This window comes from Janthinobacterium sp. SUN120, from assembly GCF_030397735.1.
Classification (GTDB): Bacteria; Pseudomonadota; Gammaproteobacteria; order Burkholderiales; family Burkholderiaceae_D; genus Janthinobacterium; species Janthinobacterium kumbetense.
In genome coordinates, this window is record NZ_JAPUBW010000005.1 from 106,070 (window position 1) to 125,823 (window position 19,754).

17 protein-coding genes and 1 tRNA gene are annotated in these 19,754 nt (G+C 63.3%); 7 read left to right on the plus strand and 11 right to left on the minus strand.

Annotation, left to right across the window (positions count from 1 at the left end):
* The first annotated feature begins 6 nt into the window (after positions 1 to 6).
* The gene (locus tag O0879_RS23100) at positions 7 to 1,149 is read left to right on the plus strand and encodes an esterase-like activity of phytase family protein (RefSeq protein ID WP_289918965.1); all 1,143 of its coding nucleotides are present in this window, start codon (positions 7 to 9) and stop codon (positions 1,147 to 1,149) included.
* On the opposite strand, the gene O0879_RS23105 is transcribed toward O0879_RS23100, so the two are convergent.
* The 4 genes from O0879_RS23105 to O0879_RS23120 all read right to left on the minus strand — a co-directional run bounded on the left by O0879_RS23105 (position 1,118) and on the right by O0879_RS23120 (position 8,713).
* Positions 1,118 to 3,277, minus strand: a complete 2,160-nt coding sequence (locus tag O0879_RS23105) for an EAL domain-containing protein (protein ID WP_099664956.1) — start codon at positions 3,275 to 3,277, stop codon at positions 1,118 to 1,120. The two genes, O0879_RS23100 and O0879_RS23105, sit on opposite strands and share 32 nt — an antisense overlap.
* Position 3,278: 1 nt before the next feature.
* Positions 3,279 to 6,137 (minus strand): response regulator, encoded by a 2,859-nt coding sequence (locus O0879_RS23110; RefSeq protein WP_289918967.1) that lies wholly within the window; start codon positions 6,135 to 6,137, stop codon positions 3,279 to 3,281.
* Positions 6,138 to 6,452: 315 nt separating this feature from the next.
* The gene (locus tag O0879_RS23115; RefSeq protein WP_010396213.1) at positions 6,453 to 6,653 is read right to left on the minus strand and encodes a YbdD/YjiX family protein; all 201 of its coding nucleotides are present in this window, start codon (positions 6,651 to 6,653) and stop codon (positions 6,453 to 6,455) included.
* The gene (locus O0879_RS23120) at positions 6,653 to 8,713 is read right to left on the minus strand and encodes a carbon starvation CstA family protein (RefSeq protein WP_251350882.1); all 2,061 of its coding nucleotides are present in this window, start codon (positions 8,711 to 8,713) and stop codon (positions 6,653 to 6,655) included. The genes O0879_RS23115 and O0879_RS23120 overlap by 1 nt, the downstream gene beginning before the upstream one ends.
* Before the next feature lie 241 nt (positions 8,714 to 8,954).
* Between O0879_RS23120 and O0879_RS23125 the strand changes: the two genes are divergently transcribed.
* The 6 genes from O0879_RS23125 (at position 8,955) to O0879_RS23150 (ending at position 15,991) form a co-directional block, all read left to right on the plus strand.
* Entirely contained in the window at positions 8,955 to 10,325 is a 1,371-nt protein-coding gene (locus O0879_RS23125; protein ID WP_099664953.1) for a cache domain-containing protein, read from the plus strand.
* Between the two features lie 14 nt (positions 10,326 to 10,339).
* Positions 10,340 to 10,969: a response regulator transcription factor gene (locus O0879_RS23130; protein WP_099664952.1), complete on the plus strand. Its 630-nt coding sequence runs from the start codon at positions 10,340 to 10,342 to the stop codon at positions 10,967 to 10,969.
* Between the two features lie 302 nt (positions 10,970 to 11,271).
* Positions 11,272 to 12,360 carry an HDOD domain-containing protein gene (locus tag O0879_RS23135; RefSeq protein ID WP_354669684.1) on the plus strand — a complete coding sequence of 363 codons (1,089 nt, stop codon included), beginning with the start codon at positions 11,272 to 11,274 and terminating at the stop codon, positions 12,358 to 12,360.
* Position 12,361: 1 nt separating this feature from the next.
* Positions 12,362 to 14,407, plus strand: coding sequence for an EAL domain-containing protein (locus O0879_RS23140; RefSeq protein WP_289918969.1), 2,046 nt, complete (start codon positions 12,362 to 12,364; stop codon positions 14,405 to 14,407).
* Positions 14,408 to 14,528: 121 nt separating this feature from the next.
* A tRNA-Ser gene (locus O0879_RS23145) sits at positions 14,529 to 14,618 on the plus strand.
* Between the two features lie 194 nt (positions 14,619 to 14,812).
* Positions 14,813 to 15,991 carry an integrase arm-type DNA-binding domain-containing protein gene (locus tag O0879_RS23150; protein WP_289918971.1) on the plus strand — a complete coding sequence of 393 codons (1,179 nt, stop codon included), beginning with the start codon at positions 14,813 to 14,815 and terminating at the stop codon, positions 15,989 to 15,991.
* On the opposite strand, the gene O0879_RS28595 is transcribed toward O0879_RS23150, so the two are convergent.
* The 7 genes from O0879_RS28595 to O0879_RS23180 are packed head-to-tail and all read right to left on the minus strand — an operon-like array spanning position 15,956 to position 19,729.
* Complete coding sequence (locus tag O0879_RS28595) at positions 15,956 to 16,135, minus strand: MerR family transcriptional regulator (RefSeq protein ID WP_354670198.1); 180 nt, start codon at positions 16,133 to 16,135, stop codon at positions 15,956 to 15,958. The two genes, O0879_RS23150 and O0879_RS28595, sit on opposite strands and share 36 nt — an antisense overlap.
* Positions 16,135 to 16,311, minus strand: a complete 177-nt coding sequence (locus tag O0879_RS23155; RefSeq protein ID WP_289918973.1) for a hypothetical protein — start codon at positions 16,309 to 16,311, stop codon at positions 16,135 to 16,137. Before O0879_RS23155 ends, O0879_RS28595 begins: the two co-directional genes overlap by 1 nt.
* A gap of 21 nt (positions 16,312 to 16,332) precedes the next feature.
* On the minus strand, positions 16,333 to 17,178 hold the full coding sequence (locus O0879_RS23160; protein ID WP_289918975.1) for a phosphoadenosine phosphosulfate reductase family protein: 846 nt from the start codon (positions 17,176 to 17,178) through the stop codon (positions 16,333 to 16,335).
* Entirely contained in the window at positions 17,175 to 17,405 is a 231-nt protein-coding gene (locus O0879_RS23165; RefSeq protein WP_289918977.1) for a hypothetical protein, read from the minus strand. The genes O0879_RS23160 and O0879_RS23165 overlap by 4 nt, the downstream gene beginning before the upstream one ends.
* Positions 17,399 to 17,551, minus strand: a complete 153-nt coding sequence (locus O0879_RS23170) for a hypothetical protein (RefSeq protein ID WP_289918978.1) — start codon at positions 17,549 to 17,551, stop codon at positions 17,399 to 17,401. Before O0879_RS23170 ends, O0879_RS23165 begins: the two co-directional genes overlap by 7 nt.
* Positions 17,548 to 19,386 (minus strand): replication endonuclease, encoded by a 1,839-nt coding sequence (locus tag O0879_RS23175; protein WP_289918980.1) that lies wholly within the window; start codon positions 19,384 to 19,386, stop codon positions 17,548 to 17,550. The genes O0879_RS23170 and O0879_RS23175 overlap by 4 nt, the downstream gene beginning before the upstream one ends.
* A complete protein-coding gene (locus O0879_RS23180) occupies positions 19,376 to 19,729 on the minus strand; it encodes a hypothetical protein (RefSeq protein WP_035820917.1) in 354 nt (117 codons plus the stop codon). Before O0879_RS23180 ends, O0879_RS23175 begins: the two co-directional genes overlap by 11 nt.
* Between the last annotated feature and the right edge of the window lie 25 nt (positions 19,730 to 19,754).

A 19,754-nucleotide genomic window follows, 5' to 3' on the forward strand; every position in this document is an offset into this window, starting at 1 on the left:
CCGATCATGCCTCAATTGTTCCGCAGCGCGCGCACCGTGCTTGCCCTGGCGTCCGCCGCTGTTCTTCTCTCCGCTTGCGCCAGCTTCTCCCACGACGCACCGATCGCGGGCTTGCGCCTGATCGGCGAACAGCGCATCGCCTTGAAATACCCGTTTGAGGGCACGACGGTGGGCGGCCTGTCCGGCATCGATTACGATGCGGCCAACAACAGCTGGGTGATGGAAAGCGATGACCGCTCGGAAATCAATCCGGCCCGCTTCTACCGCGCCGCGCTCGATTACGACAGCCGCGCATTTGCCGGCGTGACCTTCAACAGCGTGCATTTCTTCACGCAGCCCGACGGCAGCCGCTATCCGAACCTGGCCCATGCCAGGCTGGAGCAGGGCGACCAGGTGCCCGACATCGAAACCATCCGCGTCGACCCCCAGGACGGCAGCCTGTGGTACGGCAGCGAAGGCAACCGCAAGGTGGGTTTGCACCCGTTCGTGCGCCACGCCGATAGCGGCGGCCACTACCTGGCCACCTTGCCCACGCCCGCCATGTTCAAGGTGGCGAAGGATGAAACGGGATCGCGCAACAACATGAGCTTTGAAGCGCTGTCGTTTGCCAGCGATGGCAAGAGCCTGTGGCTGGGCATGGAAGCGGCGCTGTACCAGGATGGCCCGCTGGCCACGCCCGATAACGGCTCCGTGGTGCGCATCACGCGCCTGGACCGCGCGGGCACCGTGCTGGGCCAGTACGCGTATCCGATCGAGCCGGTGGCATCGCGGCCTGCGCCAGGGAAGGAAGCGGACAATGGCGTGTCGGAAATCCTCGCCGTCAACGATCACCAGGTGCTGGTGGTGGAGCGGGCCGGCGTGGAACACGCTGACGGCATCTACACGAATCACGTGCGCATCTACGAAATGGATACGCAGGGCGCCACCGATATCCAGGCCATCCCGGCCCTGGCGGGTGCAAGCTATGTGCCGGCGCGCAAGCGATTGCTGCTGGACCTGGAAAAGATCGGTTTGCCGCGGGTCGACAATATCGAAGGCATCAGCTGGGGCCCGCGCCTGGAAAACGGCCGCCGCAGCCTGGTGATGATTTCCGACGATAATTTCAATGCCCAGCAAGTCACGCAAATCCTTGCCTTCGAAGTGCTCTAGTTTCCACGCTGGCCAGCTGGCCCCGTTGCCTGGCCAGCATGGCCGTGATCGTGTCGTGCGGCGACGGGTGGCCTAAAAAATATCCCTGCGCCATGTCGCAGCCGTATTCTTCCAGCATCAGCAGCTGCTCGTCCGTTTCCACGCCCTCGGCCACCACCACCATTTTCAAGCCATGCGCCATGGCGATGATGGCGCGCGTGATGGCCGCGTTTTCCGTATCCTGCGGCAAGCCGGCGATAAAGCTCTTGTCGATTTTCAAGGCCCGCACGTCGAAGCGTTTCAAATAATTCATGGACGAATAGCCCGTGCCGAAGTCGTCGATGGACAGGTACACGCCGATGCCGCGCAATTGCTCCAGTGTCACCATGGTGGCGCGCGCATCGTCCATCAACGTTCCCTCCGTCAATTCCAGCTCCAGCAGGCGCGCATCGAGGCCCGTGTCGGCCAGGACCGACAGCACGATCTGCATCAGGTTTTCATCCTTGAATTGCTTGGCCGACAGGTTGACGGCCATGCGGATGGCGCGCCCGCCGTCGCTTTGCCACGCCTTGGCCTGGTTGCACGCCGTGCGCAGCACCCATTCGCCGATGGGCACGATCAACCCCGTCTCTTCGGCCAGCGGGATGAATTCCGTGGGCGAGATGATGCCCCGTTCGGGATGGCGCCAGCGCACCAGCGCTTCCACGCCGACGATCTGCGTGCTGGGCACGTCGATCTGCGGCTGGTACAGCAGGTACAGCTCGTTGTTTTGCAAGGCCTTGCGCAGCCCCACTTCCATCTTGACGTGGCTCATGATTTCCATCGTCAGCGAAGAGCTGTACAGCTTGGCGTTGTTCTTGCCGCAGTTCTTCGCGTGGTACATGGCCGTGTCCGCATATTTCAATAGCGAGTTGCAATCCTCGCCATCTTCCGGATACAGCGAGATGCCGATGCTGGCCGTGACGAAAATCTCGTGTCCTTCGATCATGAAGGGCCGGCGCATGGCTTCCTTGACGCGGTGCGCCACGTTGAGCGCGTCTTCCACCCGTTCCAGGTCGGGAATCAGGATGGTGAATTCATCGCCGCCCAGGCGCGCCAGGTTGCTGCCGCCGAAGGTGGTTTCAAACTCGTGTTCGGCGCGCAGCACCAGGTCGCTGGGGCGGATGGTTTCGCGCAGGCGCTCGGACACCACCTTGAGCAAATGGTCGCCCACGTCGTGGCCCAGGGTGTCGTTGATGCGCTTGAAGGCGTCCAGGTCCATGAACAGCACGGCGAATTTCTTGTCGTGCTCTTTCGAGCGCAGCAGTTCGCGCTCCAGGGTTTCCAGGAACGCTTGCCGGTTGGGGATGCCCGTCAGGCTGTCGCAATACGCGAGGCGGCGGATCTGCTCTTCCGTGCGCTTGCGTTCGCTGATGTCGCGCACCAGGCCCAATACCTCGTCGGCGCCCGTCGCCACCAGGCGCGCCTCGAAATGGCGCGTGCTGTCTTCGTGCGTGAGCGTGTAGTCGACCGAGCCGATATGCTGCGTGGCCAGCACGGCGTGCGCCTTGTCGAGCAGGCGCGCGGCGATTTCGGGCGGCAGCACGTCGCGGATATGGCTGCCCACGCAGTCGCTGAGGGAAAATCCCGCGCTGGCGTCGTGGCCCTGTTCGTAGTCGAGATAAAAGCCTTCGCGGTTCAGGCGAAAGAAGGTGTCGGGGATGGCGGCCAGCACGGCGCGGTTGTGCGCGTCGGCGATGCGCAGGCGGGCGATGGCGTCGCTGGCGCGCAGCACGTACAGCACGCGGTGGCCGAGGATGGGCCAGTTGATGGGCTTGGAAATGAAGTCGGTGGCGCCCACCTCGTAGGCGCGCGTGACGGCTTCCAGCTCGTCGCCGCCCGTGACCATGATGATGGGCACCGTGCCGCCCACTTCCTGGTGGCGGATTTCGCGGCACACGGCAAAGCCGTCCATGGCGGGCATGTCGACGTCGAGCATGACCAGGTCCGGCCCGCTGTGCTTGTAGCTGGCCAGCGCCTGCACGCCGTCCTCGGCCTCGATCACGTCCAGGCCCACCTGCGTGAGCATTTGCCGCATCAGCAAGCGCATCACGGGATCGTCGTCGGCCACCAGCACCAGGCCGCGGGGAGGGGAGAGGGGCGCTGTCATGTCAGTGTTCCTTCACGAGGATGGCGTTCAGCGATTCGCGTACGGCCAGGAAGGCTTGCTGCATTTGCTGCAGAAGGGGAGCCGCGCCCTCGGTGCTGCCGGCGCGGCCCAGTTTTTCCATTTCCTTGCACAGCTGCGCCAGGCCGTCGGCGCCCACGTTGGCGCTGCCCGACTTGAGGCTGTGCGCCACCTTGCGCAACGCTTCCGCATCCGCTTTCGCGATGGCTTCGCGCATGGCGCCCAGCTGGCGCGGCGTCTCGCCGGTAAACGCGAGGATGACCCGTTCGAGCAGCGCATCGCCATCCGTGCCGGACAGCGCGCGGATGTTTTCCAGCGCCTGCCGGTTCAGCGGCGGGGCCGATGCCGGGGATGCAGGCGCCGGCGGCGTTGCCACGGGCGGCGGCTCGGGCGGCGCCTCCTGCTGCGCTTCGCTGTGGTGCACGGTGGCCGCGCGCGGCAGGGTGATCCAGCGGGCGATCGTGTGGCCCAGGTCTTGCTGCGTAAAAGGTTTGCTCAGGTAATCGTCCATGCCGGCCGCCAGGCACGCTTCGCGGTCGCCCTGCAGCGCATTGGCCGTGATGGCGACGATGGGCAGCACGCGCGCGTGGCCGCAGTGCTGCTCATGGCGGCGGATTTCGGCCGTGGCGGCAAAGCCATCCATCACGGGCATCTGGCAATCCATCAGGATCAGATCGAAATCCTCGGCTTGCGCCGCCTGCAAGGCTTCTTCGCCGTTGCGCGCGCAGACGACATCGAGGCCCAGGCTGTCGAGCATGGCCAGCGCCACTTCCACGTTGACGGGATTGTCCTCGGCCAGCAGCACGCGGCGGCGCTGGCGCCGGCCCACCTGGCGCGCCGTGTGAGGCGGATGGATGCGCAGGCTGTCGCTGGCGCGCGGCGGCGTGACGATGCAGTCGAACAGGTCGCATTCGCGGGCCGGCTTGATCAGCTGGTAGGCCACGCCCGCCTCGCGCCGCTGCACGGGGTCGGCCGCCGCCTGTTCCGTGCTCAGCAGCAAAAGCTTGAGGTCGGCCAGCAGCGGGTCGCTCTTGATGTTGGCGGCCAGGGCCAGGCCGCTGGTGCGCGGCAATTCCATGTCGAGCAGGGCCACGGCATACGGCGTGCCCGCCTGGGCGGCCGCGCGCAGCTTGCCCAGGCAATCGCTGGCCGTGCCGGCGCTGTCGCTGACGATGTGCCAGCTGGCCAGTTGCCGCTCCAGCACGGCGCGCGTGGCGGGTGTGTGGTCGACGATCAAGGCGCGTAACCCTCGCGTGGTTTTCAGGTTGAAGGACGGGTCGTCGCTGTCGACCCGCCGCTTATCGAAATTTACTTCGAACCAGAAGATCGAGCCTTGCGTTAAAGCATTATCAACGCCGATAGTGCCGCCCATCAGCTCCACCAGCTGTTTCGAGATCGTCAGCCCCAGGCCCGTGCCGCCGTGCTTGCGCGTGGTCGAGCCGTCCGCCTGCGAAAACGATTCGAAGATGCGCGTCTGCGCCTCGTTCGAGACGCCGATGCCCGTGTCGTGCACCTCGAAGCGCAAGCCCACGCTGGGCGCGTCTTCGCTGCACACGGTCACTTTCACGGTGACCTTGCCCGTTTCCGTGAACTTGATGGCGTTGCCCAGCAGGTTGACGATGATCTGGCGCAAACGGTTCGGGTCGCCGCAAATGGCGATCGGGATGTCGTAGGCGATGTCGAATTCCAGGCTGATGTTTTTCGCTTCCGCCTGCGGCGCGAACACGTGTTCTATATCGTCGAGCAATTCGCGGAAATTGAAGCGGATGTATTCGACACTCAGTTTGCCCGCCTCGATCTTGGAAAAGTCGAGGATGTCGTTGATGATCACCAGCAAATTCTGTCCCGAGCGCTGCACCATGCTCGTGTAGTGGCGCTGTTGCGGACTCAAAGGGCTGGCCAGCAGCAGTTCCGTCATGCCCAGCACGCCATTCATCGGCGTGCGGATTTCATGGCTCATGGTGGCGAGGAAGGCGCTCTTCGCCTGGCTGGCCGCCTCGGCCGCATCCTTGGCCTTTTCCAGCTGCGCCGTGCGCACGCCCACCTGGCGTTCCAGCTGGTCGCGGTAATTGGCCAGGGTGCTGTCGCGGCTGTCGATCTGCGCCAGCATGTCGTTGAAACTGTCGATCAGCACGCCCAGCTCGTCGCTGCGCTGGTGCGCGATGCGGTGGCTGTAGGTCTGGCTGCTCGACACTTTCTGCGCTGTATCGATCAGCTTGGTGATCGGTTCGGCGATCACGCTCTTGAAGCGCCGCGCGAGGAATACGGCGACCAGGAAGGACAGCACGGTGGCGCCGCCGATGGCGCTCACGTGGCGGCCGATGTCGCGCCACATGTGGTTCAGGTCCGCCTCGATCAGCACGGCGCCGATGATCTGTTGCGGCTCGCCCGGCCGGTAGACGGGGCGGTACAGGCGCATGGCGGGCGCCAGGGTCGTGCCCGAGCCTTGCGTGACGGGCTGCACGGCCATGTCGGCCAGCAAGGCCGGGTCCATGTCTTCCGGCGCCGGCAGGCCGTCCGCATGCTGCGGCGCGCGGTACAGGGCGAACAGGCGCCCGCCCTTGTCGAACAGGGCCGCCTGGGCCACCTCGTTGCGCGCGGACAAGGCCGCCAGCACCTGTTCCGCCTGCCCCTGCGCCGATTTTCCCGCCAGCAAAGGCACGGCGCCGGCCGCACCGATCACGCCCGCCAGCGACAGCAGTTGCTTGCCTTCATCGTTTTTGTGGCTGAGCACGGACGTCAGCGCAAACGCCACGAACACCAGCAGCAGCGCGCAGCCCGACGACAGTACCGAGATCATGGTCAGCTTCTGGCTGATGCTGGAGCGTTGGAAATTGAACATGCGTCGCTGCTTCCCCGGTCGCCCGTTGGCTGTTATTTAATTCCTATTGGAAAAATATAGACGCGAAGACACACCCTGATATTGATGTGGGTCTAATGGAAGAAAGGGGAGGGGAACTTATAAGAGAGGAAATGAAAAGGGCGGTCTCACAAGACCGCCCTCAAATTATTGCTTAGCAACAACACCTGACTCAGCCGTAGCGAGCGGAAGGGAGAGGTGGCCGAGAAGCGCAACCGTACTTTGTACGGGGCCGCCGAGGCGGTGAGCATCGCAAGCCGCCTATGCCGACGCGCAGTAGGCTGGGTCAGGTGTCCGCTAACAGCAACCGCCACGCTTGCCGGCGCCGCCGTAACGCGCTTCCTGCCGTTCGCGGAAAAACTCTTCATACGTCATCATCGGCTCGCCGGGATGGGTCACTTCCCGGTGCGCCACGTAGGTGTCGTACTCGGGCAAGCCGCACATCAGCCGCATGCTTTGCCCCAGATACCGTCCAGCCTTGATGATTTCGTCGATCATCATTGCACCGTGGGCATGGCCTGGAACGGCGTTTCCTTGGTGCTTGGGCGGCTGTCGGCGCGCGCCTTCAGAATCGTGCGGATGCCGAAGAACAGCACGCTGACGACGACGATGACGAAGAAGGCGGCCAGGCCGGCGTCCAGGTAATCGTTGAAGATGATCTGTTGCATCTGCGCCACCGACTTGGCCGGCGCCAGCAGGGTGCCTTCATCCAGGGCCGCCGAGTATTTCCTGGCGTGCGCGAGGAAGCCGACGCGCGGGTTGGCGTCGAAGATCTTTTGCCAGCCCGCCGTCAGGGTGCACAGCAGCAGCCAGATGGTCGGCGTGATCGTCACCCACGCATACTGGCCACGTTTCATCTTGAACAGTACGCAGGTGCCGAGGATCAGCGCGATGGCCGCCAGCATCTGGTTGGCGATGCCGAACAGCGGCCACAGGGTGTTGATGCCGCCCAATGGATCGACCACGCCCTGGTACAGGAAGTAGCCCCAGGCCGCCACGCACAGGCCCGTGGCCAGCAGGTTGGCGATGACGTTTTCCGTCTTTTTCAAGCTTGGGACGAAGCTGCCCAGCAAGTCTTGCAGCATGAAGCGGCCGGCACGCGTGCCCGCATCGACGGCCGTCAGGATGAACAGCGCTTCGAACAGGATGGCGAAGTGGTACCAGAAGGCCATCATGGCCTTGCCGCCGATGGCGCCGGAGAGGATCTGCGCCATGCCGACGGCCAGGGTCGGTGCGCCGCCGGCGCGCGAGATGATGCTGTGCTCGCCAACGTCCTTGGCCGTCTGCGTCAGCATGTCCGGCGTGACATAGAAGCCCCACTGCGAGATCGCCTGTGCGGCGGACTCTGCCGTGGTGCCGATCAGGGCGGCCGGGCTGTTCATGGCGAAATAGATGCCTGGCTCGATGGTCGAGGCGGCCACCAGGGCCATGATGGCGACGAACGATTCCATCAGCATGGCGCCATAGCCGATGAAGCGGGCGTGGCTTTCGTTTTCAATCATCTTCGGCGTGGTGCCCGAGGAAATCAGGGCGTGGAAGCCGGACACGGCGCCGCAGGCGATGGTGATGAACAGGAAGGGGAACAGATTGCCCGACCAGACGGGGCCGGAGCCGTCGATGAACTTGGTCATGGCCGGCATTTTCAGGTAAGGCGCGACGACGATGATGCCGATGGCCAGGCCCAGGATGGTGCCGATTTTCAGGAAAGTCGACAGGTAGTCGCGCGGCGCCAGCAGCAGCCACACGGGCAGCACGGAAGCGATGAAGCCGTAGCCGATCAGCATCCACGTCAGTTCCGTGCCCGTGAACGTGAACATCGGACCCAGCACCGCGTGTTCCTGCACGTACTGGCCGCCGATGATGGCCAGCATCAGCAGCACGAAGCCGATGATGGAGATTTCTCCGATGCGGCCCACGCGGATGAAGCGCGAATACACGCCCATGAACAGGGCGATGGGAATCGTCGCCATCACGGTGAAGCTGCCCCATGGGGAGCCCGTCAGCGCCTTGACGACGATCAAGGCCAGCACGGCCAGGATGATGACCATGATCATGAAGCAGCCCAGCAAGGCGATCATGCCGGGGATTTCACCCAGTTCAGCCTTGATCAGGTCGCCCAGGGAGCGGCCGTCGCGGCGCATGGAAATGAACAGCACGATGAAATCCTGCACGGCGCCCGCAAACACCACGCCCGCCAAGATCCACAGCATGCCGGGCAGATAGCCCATCTGCGCGGCCAGCACGGGGCCGACCAGAGGGCCGGCGCCGGCGATCGCCGCGAAATGGTGGCCGAACAGCACATATTTATTCGTCGGCACGTGGTCCAGGCCATCGTTGTGCTTGAAGGCGGGCGTCATGCGGCGGGCATCGAGGCCCAGCACCTTGTCGGCGATGAACAAGCTGTAGAAACGGTAGGCGATCAGGTAGACGCAGACGGCGGCGATGACGATCCAGATTGCGCTGATCGGTTCGCCGCGTTGCAGGGCGACGACGCCCAGGGACCCGGCGCCTGCCAGCGCAAGCGCTGCCCAGCCGAGCTGTTTGAAAATGCGGTTCATGCTTCCTCCAGAGATTGACGGGCGCTGTGCCGTGCGATGATGTGTGCTGCCGAGCCTGGTCGTTGCCAGTTTGGTATGAATTGGTGTATCTGCAGCTTATGGCGAGTATTCAGGAATCGTATAATTGCCGCAAGCGCACGACTACGCAGTAACGCTCAGTATTACTACGCAGACCGATCGCGTCGCCGCGACGTAAAATCACGCATTCCCACCAGCATCGACGCCGCCGGAGCGCCAGGCCATGAAACTCAGACAGAAAGTCATCTTCCTGGCCCTCACGCCGCTGATCCTCGCCCTGTGCGCCATCGCATTTGCCGTGCGGCACCAGGCCATCACCCTGGCCGAGCAGCAGCGCGCCACCATCCAGCAGGCGTACCTGGCCAGCAAGGAAGCCGAACTCAAGCATTACGTGACCCTGGCCAGCCATTCCATCGCTTCCCTGTACCAGTCGGGGCGCAAGGATGCCGCCACGCAAGAGGAAGCCAAGCGCATCCTGTCCGCCCTCAGCTATGGCGACGATGGCTATTTCTTCATCTATGATTTGCAGGGCAAGTCGCTGATGCATCCGCGCCAGCCCGAACTGGTGGGGCAGAATCTGTGGCAGTTGCGCGACGCCGAGGGTAATCTGACCATCCAGCGCCTGATGCAGCGGGCGAAGGGCGGCGGCGGTTTCGAGCGCTACAACTGGATCAAGCCGTCGAGCAACAAGTCCGCGCCCAAGCTCGGCTATGTGATCCTGATGCCGGAATGGGGCTGGATGATGGGCACGGGCATCTATATGGATGACGTGGACCAGGCGCTGGCCAAGGTCGACGCCCAGCAGTCGCGCAATATCCGCTCGACCATGGAATTGATCGCCGCCATCGCCATCCTCGGTTCCCTGCTGGTGGCCGCCTGCGGCCTGGTGCTGAACTTGCGCGAATTGCGCGTGGCCGACGCCAAGCTGAAAGTGCTGGCGCAGCGCGTGGTCGAGTCGCAGGAAGAGGAGCGGGCGCGGTTGTCGCGCGACTTGCATGACGGCATCAGCCAGTGGCTGGTGTCCATCAAACTGCAGATCGAGGCGGGCATCGCGCGCCTGGCAGGCAATGCCGAACAGAAAGACAAGGCGCCCGCCACCTTCGAGCGGGCTGCCGAGCAGCTGAACAAGGTGCTGGGCGAGGTGCGGCGCATTTCGCACAACCTGCGCCCGGCCATTCTCGACGACCTGGGCCTGGCCGCCGCGCTCGACCACCTGGTGCATGAATTTAACGACAGCAGCAGCGCGCAAGCCAGTTTCACGGCCAGCCCGGCGGCGGCGGGCGAGGGCTTGCCCGACATGGTCAATACCGTGTTGTTCCGCATCGCCCAGGAAGCGCTGACCAATTGCGAGCGCCATGCGCACGCCAGCGGCGTGGAAGTGAGCCTGCACGAGGCGGGCAAGGCGGTGGAACTGCGCATCCAGGATAATGGCGGCGGCTTCGATTTCGACGGCATCGCCCTGCATCCGCAGCGCGGTATCGGCCTGCGCAACATGACGGAACGCATGGAAGCCATCGGCGGCAGCCTGCACATCACCTCGTCTCCGGCCGGCACCCTGGTGCTGGCGCGGCTCGGCCTTCCATCCACACACTAAATAGATACGCAACCATGACCGAGAAGATCAACATCCTGCTGGTGGACGACCACCCCCTCGTGCGCGACGGCTTGCGCGCGCGCCTGGAAGCGGTGGCGCATTTCGACGTGGTGGCCGAGGCGGGCGGCGCAGACGAGGCGTTGAGCCAGGCGCGCGCACACCAGGTGGATCTCGTGTTGATGGATATTAATATGCGCGGCACGAATGGCATCGAAGCGACGGCGCTGTTCAAGCAGGCGTTTCCGCAGATTGCCGTGCTGATCCTGTCCATGCACGACAAGCTCGAATATGTGTCGCAAGCGATCGCCGCCGGCGCGCGCGGCTATGTGCTCAAAGATGCCCCTGGGAAAGATATCGTCTTCGCCATCGAGACGGTGATGTCCGGCGGCATTTATTACAGCGCGGCCCTGGCGCGGCAACTGTCTCGCCCGCAAGTGCACGATTCCTTCCTCACCACGCGCGAGCAGCAAGTGCTGCAGCATATCGCGGCGGGCCAGTCGAACAAGCAGATCGCCCGCGACCTCGACCTGAGCGTGCGCACGGTGGAGACGCACCGGCTGAACATCAAGCGCAAGCTCGGTATCGAAGGGCAGGCCGAATTGATCAAATATGCGGTCGAGCACGCGCATGGCGGCAGCGCCTGAGCAGGCGTGCGCGGCGCCGTGGTTTTGTCAAACCCGCATGACAGGCGGGTCTCCCGGTGGAATGTTTTTTTTGAATATTTATTGCCAAAATTAAACTGTTTCGTGGGTGAGATTCGGATAGAATGATTCTCGCTGTCGAAATGGCATCCCTGTCGGGCCAGGGTTGCCAATGCTGGTCAGTTTATTTACTATGGCGCCCTACCCACACTGAGATACCGATGTCAGCGTCTGAATCAAACCTGTTTCCGTTGGTGGGATTACAAGCAGTTGCCAATGCTCATAACGAGTGGGTCGCTGTCACCTTGCATGTACCGCAGGCCTCGACGGCGCCGCTGCTGGCAGCGCTGGCCGCCGCCGATGCGTATGCCTTCCTGGCGCCGCTCGATTGCATCATTCCCCTGGCCGACCCGCATGACGTGGACGAGGCCGTGCTGGCGCAACTGGCGCCGCAACGCACCATCTTCCGTTTGCCGGCCCATCTTGCCGGCGACAAGCACATCCAGAAAAAATGCCAGCAATGGCGCGACGCCGGCTATCGCCTCATTCTCGATGGCGCCGAAGCCGGTCCCGTGACGGCGGCGCAAGTCGACGCGCGCGCGCTGAGCTTTGACGCGTCCGGCGCCCGTCCGGCCCTGCACCAGTTGCTGCCCCTGGCGGGACCGCACCTGGCCTACAACATCGCCGACGCGGGGCAGTTTGCCGCCTTGCAAGAACTCGGCGTCAGCTGGTTTGCCGGCGATTACGCCCTGCACCATGCGCGCCAGCAAAGCGAGCCGGAAGACGCCACGTCGCGGCGCCGTTTGCTGGCGCTGCTGGGCTTGCTGGCCCGCGATGCCGATGCGCACGAGCTGGAAGTGCCGCTCAAGCAAGATCCATCGCTCAGCTATCATTTATTAAAACTGGTCAATTCAGCCGCCTTCGGTTTCACGGCGCCGATTACCAGCTTCAGCCAGGCCATCACGTTGCTGGGCCGGCGCCAGCTGCAGCGCTGGCTGCAACTGCTGCTGTATGCGCGGCAACAGGACGATGGCAAGATCCACGCGCTGCTGCCGCTGGCGGCCGTGCGCGCGGCGCAGATGGAAGCGCTGTGCCAGCTGCGCGGCGGCGACCGCGACGCTCAAGACCTGGCCTTCATGGCTGGCGTGTTCTCGCTGCTCGACGTCCTGCTGGGCATGCCGATGGAAGAAATCATCGCCACCCTGAACCTGGCGCCGGAAGTGAGCGTCGCCTTGCTCGAACGCAATGGCGAGCTGGGCACCTTGCTGGCGCTGGTCGAAAGCGCCACGCCGCCGCCCGAGGGCTTGCGCCGCGCCGGCATCGATGGAGAAACCTATTGGCGCAGCCTGCTGCAGGCCTACCAATGGGCCATCCAGGTCAGCCGGAACCTCTAGCATGACCCTGTTTCCGGTGTCGGATTTCCTCGGTGACAGCGCCGCCCTGTGCGACGCCGTCGTGCGTTTGCGCGGCCCCGCGCTGGTTGCTGAGCTGGGCCGCATCGCCAGCGCCGTGATGGCCAGCCCGCACGGCCAGTTCCTGCCCGCGGCCAGCCTTGACGCCGCTGCGCCGCCCGCGCCGTTTCCCCGCGATACGCCCGCCTTGCTGCAGGAAATCAGTTTTGATGGCCACTGTTTCGGCCATTACAGCGTGGCCGGACGCAGCCTGTACAGCGAGGCCGACCGCCGCCACCTGGCCAGCCTGGCATCCTTGACGGCGGGCGTCTTGCAAGTGCATTCGCTGGCGCAACGTTCCACGCACGCCTACGCGCAAGTCGAAGCCTTGCTGGCGCAGCAGACGCAAATCCTCGACCAGTTGCACGAATCCGTGCTGACGATGGACTTGACGGGCTACATCACCAGCTGGAACAAGGGCGCCGAGCGCCTGTTCGGCTACACCTCGGTGGAAGCCGTGGGGCGCAACATCCTGTTCCTGTACGACGATGAAGACACGGGTTTCCACGACGCCTTCCTGGAGCAGGGAGGACGCCTGATGGAGGTGCGCCGCCGAAAGAAGTCAGGCGAGATCTTCTGGGCCAGCCTGTCCTTGTCGCCGCTGCAAGACCTGGACGACAAGCCCATCGGACTCATCGCCTACCTGACGGACATCACGGAGCGCAAGCTGGCCGAAGAGCGCTTGCACCACCTGGCGTATTATGACCCGTTGACCAGCCTGCCTAACCGCACCTTGCTGGCCAAGCTGGTCGACCAGGCCCTTTCCGTGGCGCAGCGCAGCAAGATGCTCGGCTGCGTGCTGTTCATCGACCTGAACCGTTTTAAACTGATCAACGACACCCTGGGCCGGCGCATCGGCGACGAACTGCTGCGGCAAGTCTCGCTGCGTTTCCGCCATGCCTTGCGCGACCAGGACCTGGTGGCGCGCCTGGGCGGCGACGAGTTTGCCGTCGGCCTGTTCGACATCGGCCAGCATTTCGAGGCCAGCATGGTGGCGCAAAAGCTGCTGGGCTCGCTGGTGGAACCGTTCCTGATCGAAGGCCACGACCTGCGCGTGGGCGCCAGCATCGGCATCAGCGTGTATCCGCAGGACGGGCAGGACGCGGAAACCCTGCTGCGCCTGGCCGATATCGCCATGTACCGCGCCAAGCAGGACAGCGGCGGAGAAGGGGAAAGCGTGGCTTTCTACAGCCAGGACATGAACCTGGGCATGCAGGCGCGCATGCGCCTGGAAACAGGCTTGCGCCAGGCTTTGTCCGAGCAGCAACTGTTGCTGCACTACCAGCCGAAATACGCGCTGGGCAGCGGCCGCATCATCGGCGCCGAAGCCCTGGTGCGCTGGCACCACCCGCAGCACGGCATGATCCCGCCGGCCGAATTCATCCCCCTGGCCGAATCGACGGGCCTGGTCGTGCAAGTGGGCGAATGGGTGCTGGAAGCGGCCTGCGCCCAGGCGCAGGCGTGGAAACTGGCCGGCTTGCCGCCGATCCGCCTGGCCGTGAACGTCTCCGCCCGCGAATTCACGGCAGCCTTGCCCGCCAGGGTGGCGGCGACCCTGGCCCGCTACGGCCTGGAAGCGGCTTGGCTGGAACTGGAAATCACGGAAAGCACCCTGATGCACAACATCGAGCGCGTGATCGGCATCATGGACCGCATCACGGCCCTGGGCGTGGCCCTGTCGCTGGACGACTTCGGCACCGGCTACTCAAGCTTGTCCTATTTAAAACGTTTCCCCATCGACACCCTGAAGATCGACCGGTCTTTTACCACCGGCATCCCCACCGACGCCAGCGACTGCGCCATCGCCAGCACCATCATCAGCATCGCCCAGCAGCTGCACCACAAGGTGATCGCGGAAGGCGTGGAAACGACGGAACAGCTGGCCTTCCTGAAGAGTTCGGGCTGCGACGAGGTGCAGGGCTACCTGTTCTCGCGCCCGTTGCCGGCGGGGGAGTTCGAGAAGGCGCTGCGGGAAAACTGGGGCGTGTAGGCTTTCCGTTGGCATGCCGGCGCAGCCCACTGGCCCCCGAGGCCGCTTTGGGGCTTAAATGCGCGCCACCGACTACTCGCCATTGGTAAGCCACGGACCTTTATGTATAATGCTGCCATCTGGAAGCGTGGCCGAGTGGTTGAAGGCACCAGTCTTGAAAACTGGCGACGGGTTAAACTGTTCGTGAGTTCGAATCTCACCGCTTCCGCCAAGTACATAAAAAATTCGTGAGTATACTCAACCTATATTCCACCGAATTTCATTGAAAATCAACGACTTAGCTTGATTTTCGGCCTTTTGAATCGCAGATTCGGAGGTATCCAAAAACCCTCTCGCAGAATGACGCGTAGGCGCAATTGTAGGTATGATGCGGTTTTTCTCAAAACCGTACCTACAGGATATCGCATGGCCATCAATACGCTTACCGACGCAGACTGCCGCCGTGCCACGCCAAACGATGGCAAGCTGCGCAAGCTCTTCGATGGCCACGGCCTGATGCTGGCAGTCCTGCCAAGCGGAAACAAGGTTTGGCGCATGGCCTATCGCAACGACCAGGGCAAGCAGCAAACTGCCGTGATTGGCCCGTATCCGCTTATCGGCCTCAAGGAAGCCCGTGACCGTCGCGACGCTTTGCGTTTGAAGCTGATCGACGGGGAAGACCTCAAGCCCAAGCGCAAGACGAGCCCATCCATTGCCCTTGATGTCGCCATCGATACCTACTGGGCCGGGCGCACGGACATCAGTGCCGGCTACAAGGCAAATGCATTACGCGCGCTGGCCATGTACGTCTCACCAACGCTGGGCACGAAAACTGTGCGTGAAATTACTAAGGAAGACTTGATGGACGCGCTGCGCCCGATGGATGCCGCCGGCCTGTCCGTGTACGTCCGGCGCGTGCGCATGTGGGTGGGCCAGGTGCTCGACTGGTCCATTCAGCACGGCCACTGCGAAGAGAATCCCGCATCGAACATCAATTCGAAGGTCGCCTTTTCCCGCAAGCCGCGCGAAGGGTTTGCCGCCCTGGCATTGGCTGAGGTGCATCCGTTCATGGAGCGCCTGGACCTGGAGGATGAAATTCAGTCTGTGCTGGCCTGCAAGCTGCTGGCGTTGACGTGGACGCGCACGGACGAGCTGCGTCGCATGACCTGGGCGGAAGTGGAGGGCGATGTCTGGCGGATACCGGGCAAGCGCATGAAGAAGGGCCGCGAACATCTGGTGCCGCTGTCATCCCAGGCGCTCGACCTGCTGGCTGAAATGAAGCTGCGTTCGCGGGGCAGCAACTACGTTTTCCCGAACGACCGGGGCGGCAGCCGCCCCATGAGTGAAAACTCTATCCTCTACCTCATTCACCGTATCGGCTTCAAGGGCAAGATGACGGGGCACGGCTGGCGCAAGGTCGGTTCCACCTGGGCCAACGAGCACGAATACAACTCCGACCACGTTGAAGTGCAGCTCGCGCACAAGGACGGCGGCGTGCGCGGAGTGTACAACTCGGCCGAATACCTGAAGCAGCGCCGGGTGATGCTTCAGGCCTTCGCCGACTGGCTGTTAAAGAAGCCTGATCCCAGCGGATTGGAGCGTTGAAAGGCGCCATCCCAGCGTGCGCTGGGTTATGGCAACGTCCGCTGGTGGCAGCTTGTTCTCCTTCACCCATCTGCGCAGCGTCTCCGAAGTGACGCCCAGCATTTTGTATAAGTCCTGGCGGTAAATAATTCGGTCTTCGTTCATTATTTGATTCCTTTCGTGGTGGGGTTTTTCTTACGCTGGGCTGGTTCTGTATGGCCGGCTTTGCTTTGCGCCGCCAAGGCGAATGCTTCGGCCTCGGTGTGGTGTGGTACTTCGACGCCAGGCTTGCGGTAGTCGCGCAGCCGGCAAAATTCTTTGTATTTCTCCATTTTTGTCATGTTTATTCTCTACTTTCTTTTTTAGTCCATGCATCCACATTGAATTGCTTCGTCATCTTCGTGACCAAACACATCAATCTGGCTCTTTGCGAATTCAGCCATGCGTCCATAGCTGGGCCGATCATTTCTAAAGCGGCTACCGCTACCGTTCGTGACGGCTTCGGCCTGCGTCTCGCATGATGCCCACCAGACCGCCCTTGACGGCCGGGCAGAAATGAGGCTCAGCACGCGGCGCGCTTTCTTAAGAAAACACAGATCGCAATTACCTTCCGGCGTTTCTCCGTTGACGCTTATCAGGCCCAGGTCAAACTCGCTGGCGCGCCAGAAGTCGCCCACGATTGCTCGTGTGACGCCTGCGGCGGCGCTGGGCATACAAACCACTTCGTCAGGCGTCTCTGGTGAAGGGCGTTGTCTAAACTTTGCAATGCGGGCCGGCTCGTCTGCACGGATACCAATGAAGGTATCCCACTCGGTCCAGCCCAGGGAACGCAAGTAGCGATGCATGGTGCGCGTCTTCATTTCTGAGCTGCAGTACCTGGCCACCCGGTTCGGCAAAACACCGTCACGGTCCGCGATAACGGCCGTGAATGGTTCACCATTACGGCTGGCCGTTTCATAATTGACCACAGCGAATGTTTGACCAGGGCGGTATTCCAGCCAAATGACGGTAACGCCCCAGTGCAGGCCGATTTCGCGCACAAACCGAAGTGTCAATTCCTCTTCCTTGCCGGTATTGCAGAACAGAATCACGGCGCACGCTGGAATTCCGCCGTTCTCCTTGAGTATCATTTTCAGCATATGGGCCGATGTTCGGCCCCCGCTCAAGTTGATGCACGTGGGCCCTTCGATCAGGTATGGGCTTTTCATTTTGCTTCGTCCAGATTATTGACGGCCGATGCTATTGAGCCCAGCGGCACCGCGCGGAACATCTCCGGCCACTGTTGGTCCAGCTCCACCCAGGCGTGCAGCTCGCCATTGCCCACGTCGCGGCGTAGGTCGTTGACGGTGCCGGCCTGGTAGCCTTCGTCGGTATCGAAGGTCACGCGGTCGCCCCGGGCGATTTGCCGCGGTGAATCGGTCAGGGTGTTCAGCATTGCGGTACTCCTTTCAGTTTGGCAGAAACGCCGCACACGCCGTAGCGGTCGATGGCGTCCAGGATCACGTCGCCGCAGCAAGCGGCAATCGCGGCATAGTCAAAGCGTTCGGTTTGCGTGCGAACGATCACGGCATAGGTGCTCATGTGCCATTTCCTTCTTTGGGTGGGGTGTCGGGGACGATCAGTCGGGGCCACGGGCAGGCGTTGACGGCCGCCCAAGCGGCAATCAGCGCTGTTTTTGCCTCGTCGGGCAGGTTCGGAACGCGTGCCGCTGGCGGCGTGGCCGGGGCAGGGCGGTCGGGGTGCGTACAGTTATTTACACGAGTCCGAGGAACAGCAACCCCAACAGCCACCCCGCGCCCGCCTGTGGCCTGTACCGGCGTCCACGTATGGCGCACGGACTTGAAGACCACGCCGATTAGGTCGCTGCAGCGCACGCCGTAGGGTGTGGTGCGCAGCGTTTCGCCATAGCGGCCGATGACGGTTTTTTCGTCCTTGGCCAGGGTGACGACCAATTCCTTGCGCGGCACCAAAGCGCCGCCCTGGGCGCGCAGGTATTCGGCCCAGCAGGCGCGCTTTTCGCCGTCGATCTTTTGCACGGCGTCCCAGGCGCGGCGCATGGCGGCCGGGGCTTCGTTGAGCATGCTTTCCTCGATGCGGCGCAGTTCGCGCCAGACGGTGACGGGCGCACCGCCCCATTGCTGGAATTGACGGATGCCCCAGCACGCGGCCCAGGACTCGACGCGCGCCGATGGCGTCAGCTCGACATCGCCTTCGGTGTCGGCCGTGACGACATAACCTTCTTTCGTCCTGTGCTCGGCCACGCCGTCGATGTTCTTGGCCACGTACTTGGCGATGTAGCCGGCCGCGCTGCCCTTGGCCCAGTCGATGCGTTTCACGTCCAGGCGGCGCGCGAAGGCGCCTGGTTCGCCACGGTCCACGCGCCAGGCGTAGCGCTTCATGATGCGGATGGCACGGCCGGCCACGTCCTGCAGGTGGGCCGTCTTGTATTTCGCCGTGGGGCGCACGAACAGCAGCAGATGCCAGTGCGGACAGCCATCGTGATGCGGCTCGGCGATGCGGAAGCCGTACAGGCCGATGCCACGGCGCGCCAGCGCGGAGCGGCACAGCGAGGTCATCTTGCCCAGGTAGGCATTGGCCTCGCGCGGCGTGGAGCCGTCGAACTTGTCGTTGGGCTTGCCGCTGTGCTGCATGGCGTGGAAGCGCGATGGGCACGTCCAGGTGATGAAAATGCCCTGGTCGCCGCACTCGCGGGCGATCTGCTCAAAGCCGTTGATGCGCAACATCAGCTCGCCGCGCCGGATGGCTTTATTCGCAGTCGTTTTCTCGGCCAGCTCGGCGATGCTGAATTGCTGGCCGTGCTCGTTCTGCACCAGGGTGGCGGCCAGCGCCGCCGCATTGCGGCGGTTCTGCGCCAGGCGCGATAGCACGGCGTCGTTGCTGGCGTAGGGTTCGCCGCGATAGTTCACGTAGCCCAGGCGGATATTGCCGGCTTCAAAGGCGCGCTTGACGCGCTTGCGCAGTTGGCGGCGCCACCAGCGGGCATCCACCAGGCGGGCGATGGTGTCGGTCATCGTGTCGAACTCGGGCAGCTCGATGCCGTACGAGGCGCATTCGTCTTCCATGATCTGCAGGGCGTGCGTGTCCGACACGGCCATCCACAGCATTTTGGTGACGCCGGCCGCCGCGCGCTCTGCGGTGGCCACGATGTCGGCGTCGCTTTGCGACAGATCGACGCCGGCCGGCACGTACTGTTCGGCGAACTCGCGCACAAAACTGGTGGCGACGGACTCATAGACTTTGTACCAGGACGACCAGGCCATTTTTGCCATGGCGGCCGTGATGACGCGGTTGCGCCATTTGTAGGGAATGCGGGCCAGCTCGGGCGCGAACTGGGCGGATCGCAAAAAGGCTTCGTGACGCTGCGGGGCCGGCAGCAGGATTTGTTTAGATTGCATTCAACAGTCTTTCGTACACACGGATAGCGGCAGAGGTGGCGGCGCGCAGCTCGATGCGCTCTTCCTCGGTAAATGAATGGATGGGCGATTCCCAGCGGTCGGCGTCCAGGCCGGCGGCGATCAGCACGGAACGGCGCGCGCCACGCGGCGACAGTCCCCATGCCTGGGCCATGAAGGGAGCCAGGTTGCGCGGCTTGATGCTGCGCAGCTGGGCCTTGGCTTCGGCGATGGCGGCCAGCGCATGCCCGGCGCCCGGGGGCGTAGGCATGTCCTTGTCGCGCGCGGCCAGAATTTCGGCGGCAGGCTGGAAGGACAGGTGATTGTCGATAAGGGACGCCGGCATGGTTCAGTCCTTGATGGCGCCGATG

Bases quoted from the DNA above. Each gene is read 5' to 3' on its own strand.
- O0879_RS23100 (WP_289918965.1), top strand. From the start codon at position 7: ATGCCTCAATTGTTCCGCAGCGCGCGCACCGTGCTTGCCCTGGCGTCC.
- O0879_RS23105 (WP_099664956.1), bottom strand. From the start codon at position 3,277: ATGACAGCGCCCCTCTCCCCTCCCCGCGGCCTGGTGCTGGTGGCCGAC.
- O0879_RS23110 (WP_289918967.1), bottom strand. From the start codon at position 6,137: ATGTTCAATTTCCAACGCTCCAGCATCAGCCAGAAGCTGACCATGATC.
- O0879_RS23115 (WP_010396213.1), bottom strand. From the start codon at position 6,653: ATGATCGACGAAATCATCAAGGCTGGACGGTATCTGGGGCAAAGCATG.
- O0879_RS23120 (WP_251350882.1), bottom strand. From the start codon at position 8,713: ATGAACCGCATTTTCAAACAGCTCGGCTGGGCAGCGCTTGCGCTGGCA.
- O0879_RS23125 (WP_099664953.1), top strand. From the start codon at position 8,955: ATGAAACTCAGACAGAAAGTCATCTTCCTGGCCCTCACGCCGCTGATC.
- O0879_RS23130 (WP_099664952.1), top strand. From the start codon at position 10,340: ATGACCGAGAAGATCAACATCCTGCTGGTGGACGACCACCCCCTCGTG.
- O0879_RS23140 (WP_289918969.1), top strand. From the start codon at position 12,362: ATGACCCTGTTTCCGGTGTCGGATTTCCTCGGTGACAGCGCCGCCCTG.
- O0879_RS23150 (WP_289918971.1), top strand. From the start codon at position 14,813: ATGGCCATCAATACGCTTACCGACGCAGACTGCCGCCGTGCCACGCCA.
- O0879_RS28595 (WP_354670198.1), bottom strand. From the start codon at position 16,135: ATGAACGAAGACCGAATTATTTACCGCCAGGACTTATACAAAATGCTG.
- O0879_RS23155 (WP_289918973.1), bottom strand. From the start codon at position 16,311: ATGACAAAAATGGAGAAATACAAAGAATTTTGCCGGCTGCGCGACTAC.
- O0879_RS23160 (WP_289918975.1), bottom strand. From the start codon at position 17,178: ATGAAAAGCCCATACCTGATCGAAGGGCCCACGTGCATCAACTTGAGC.
- O0879_RS23165 (WP_289918977.1), bottom strand. From the start codon at position 17,405: ATGCTGAACACCCTGACCGATTCACCGCGGCAAATCGCCCGGGGCGAC.
- O0879_RS23170 (WP_289918978.1), bottom strand. From the start codon at position 17,551: ATGAGCACCTATGCCGTGATCGTTCGCACGCAAACCGAACGCTTTGAC.
- O0879_RS23175 (WP_289918980.1), bottom strand. From the start codon at position 19,386: ATGCAATCTAAACAAATCCTGCTGCCGGCCCCGCAGCGTCACGAAGCC.
- O0879_RS23180 (WP_035820917.1), bottom strand. From the start codon at position 19,729: ATGCCGGCGTCCCTTATCGACAATCACCTGTCCTTCCAGCCTGCCGCC.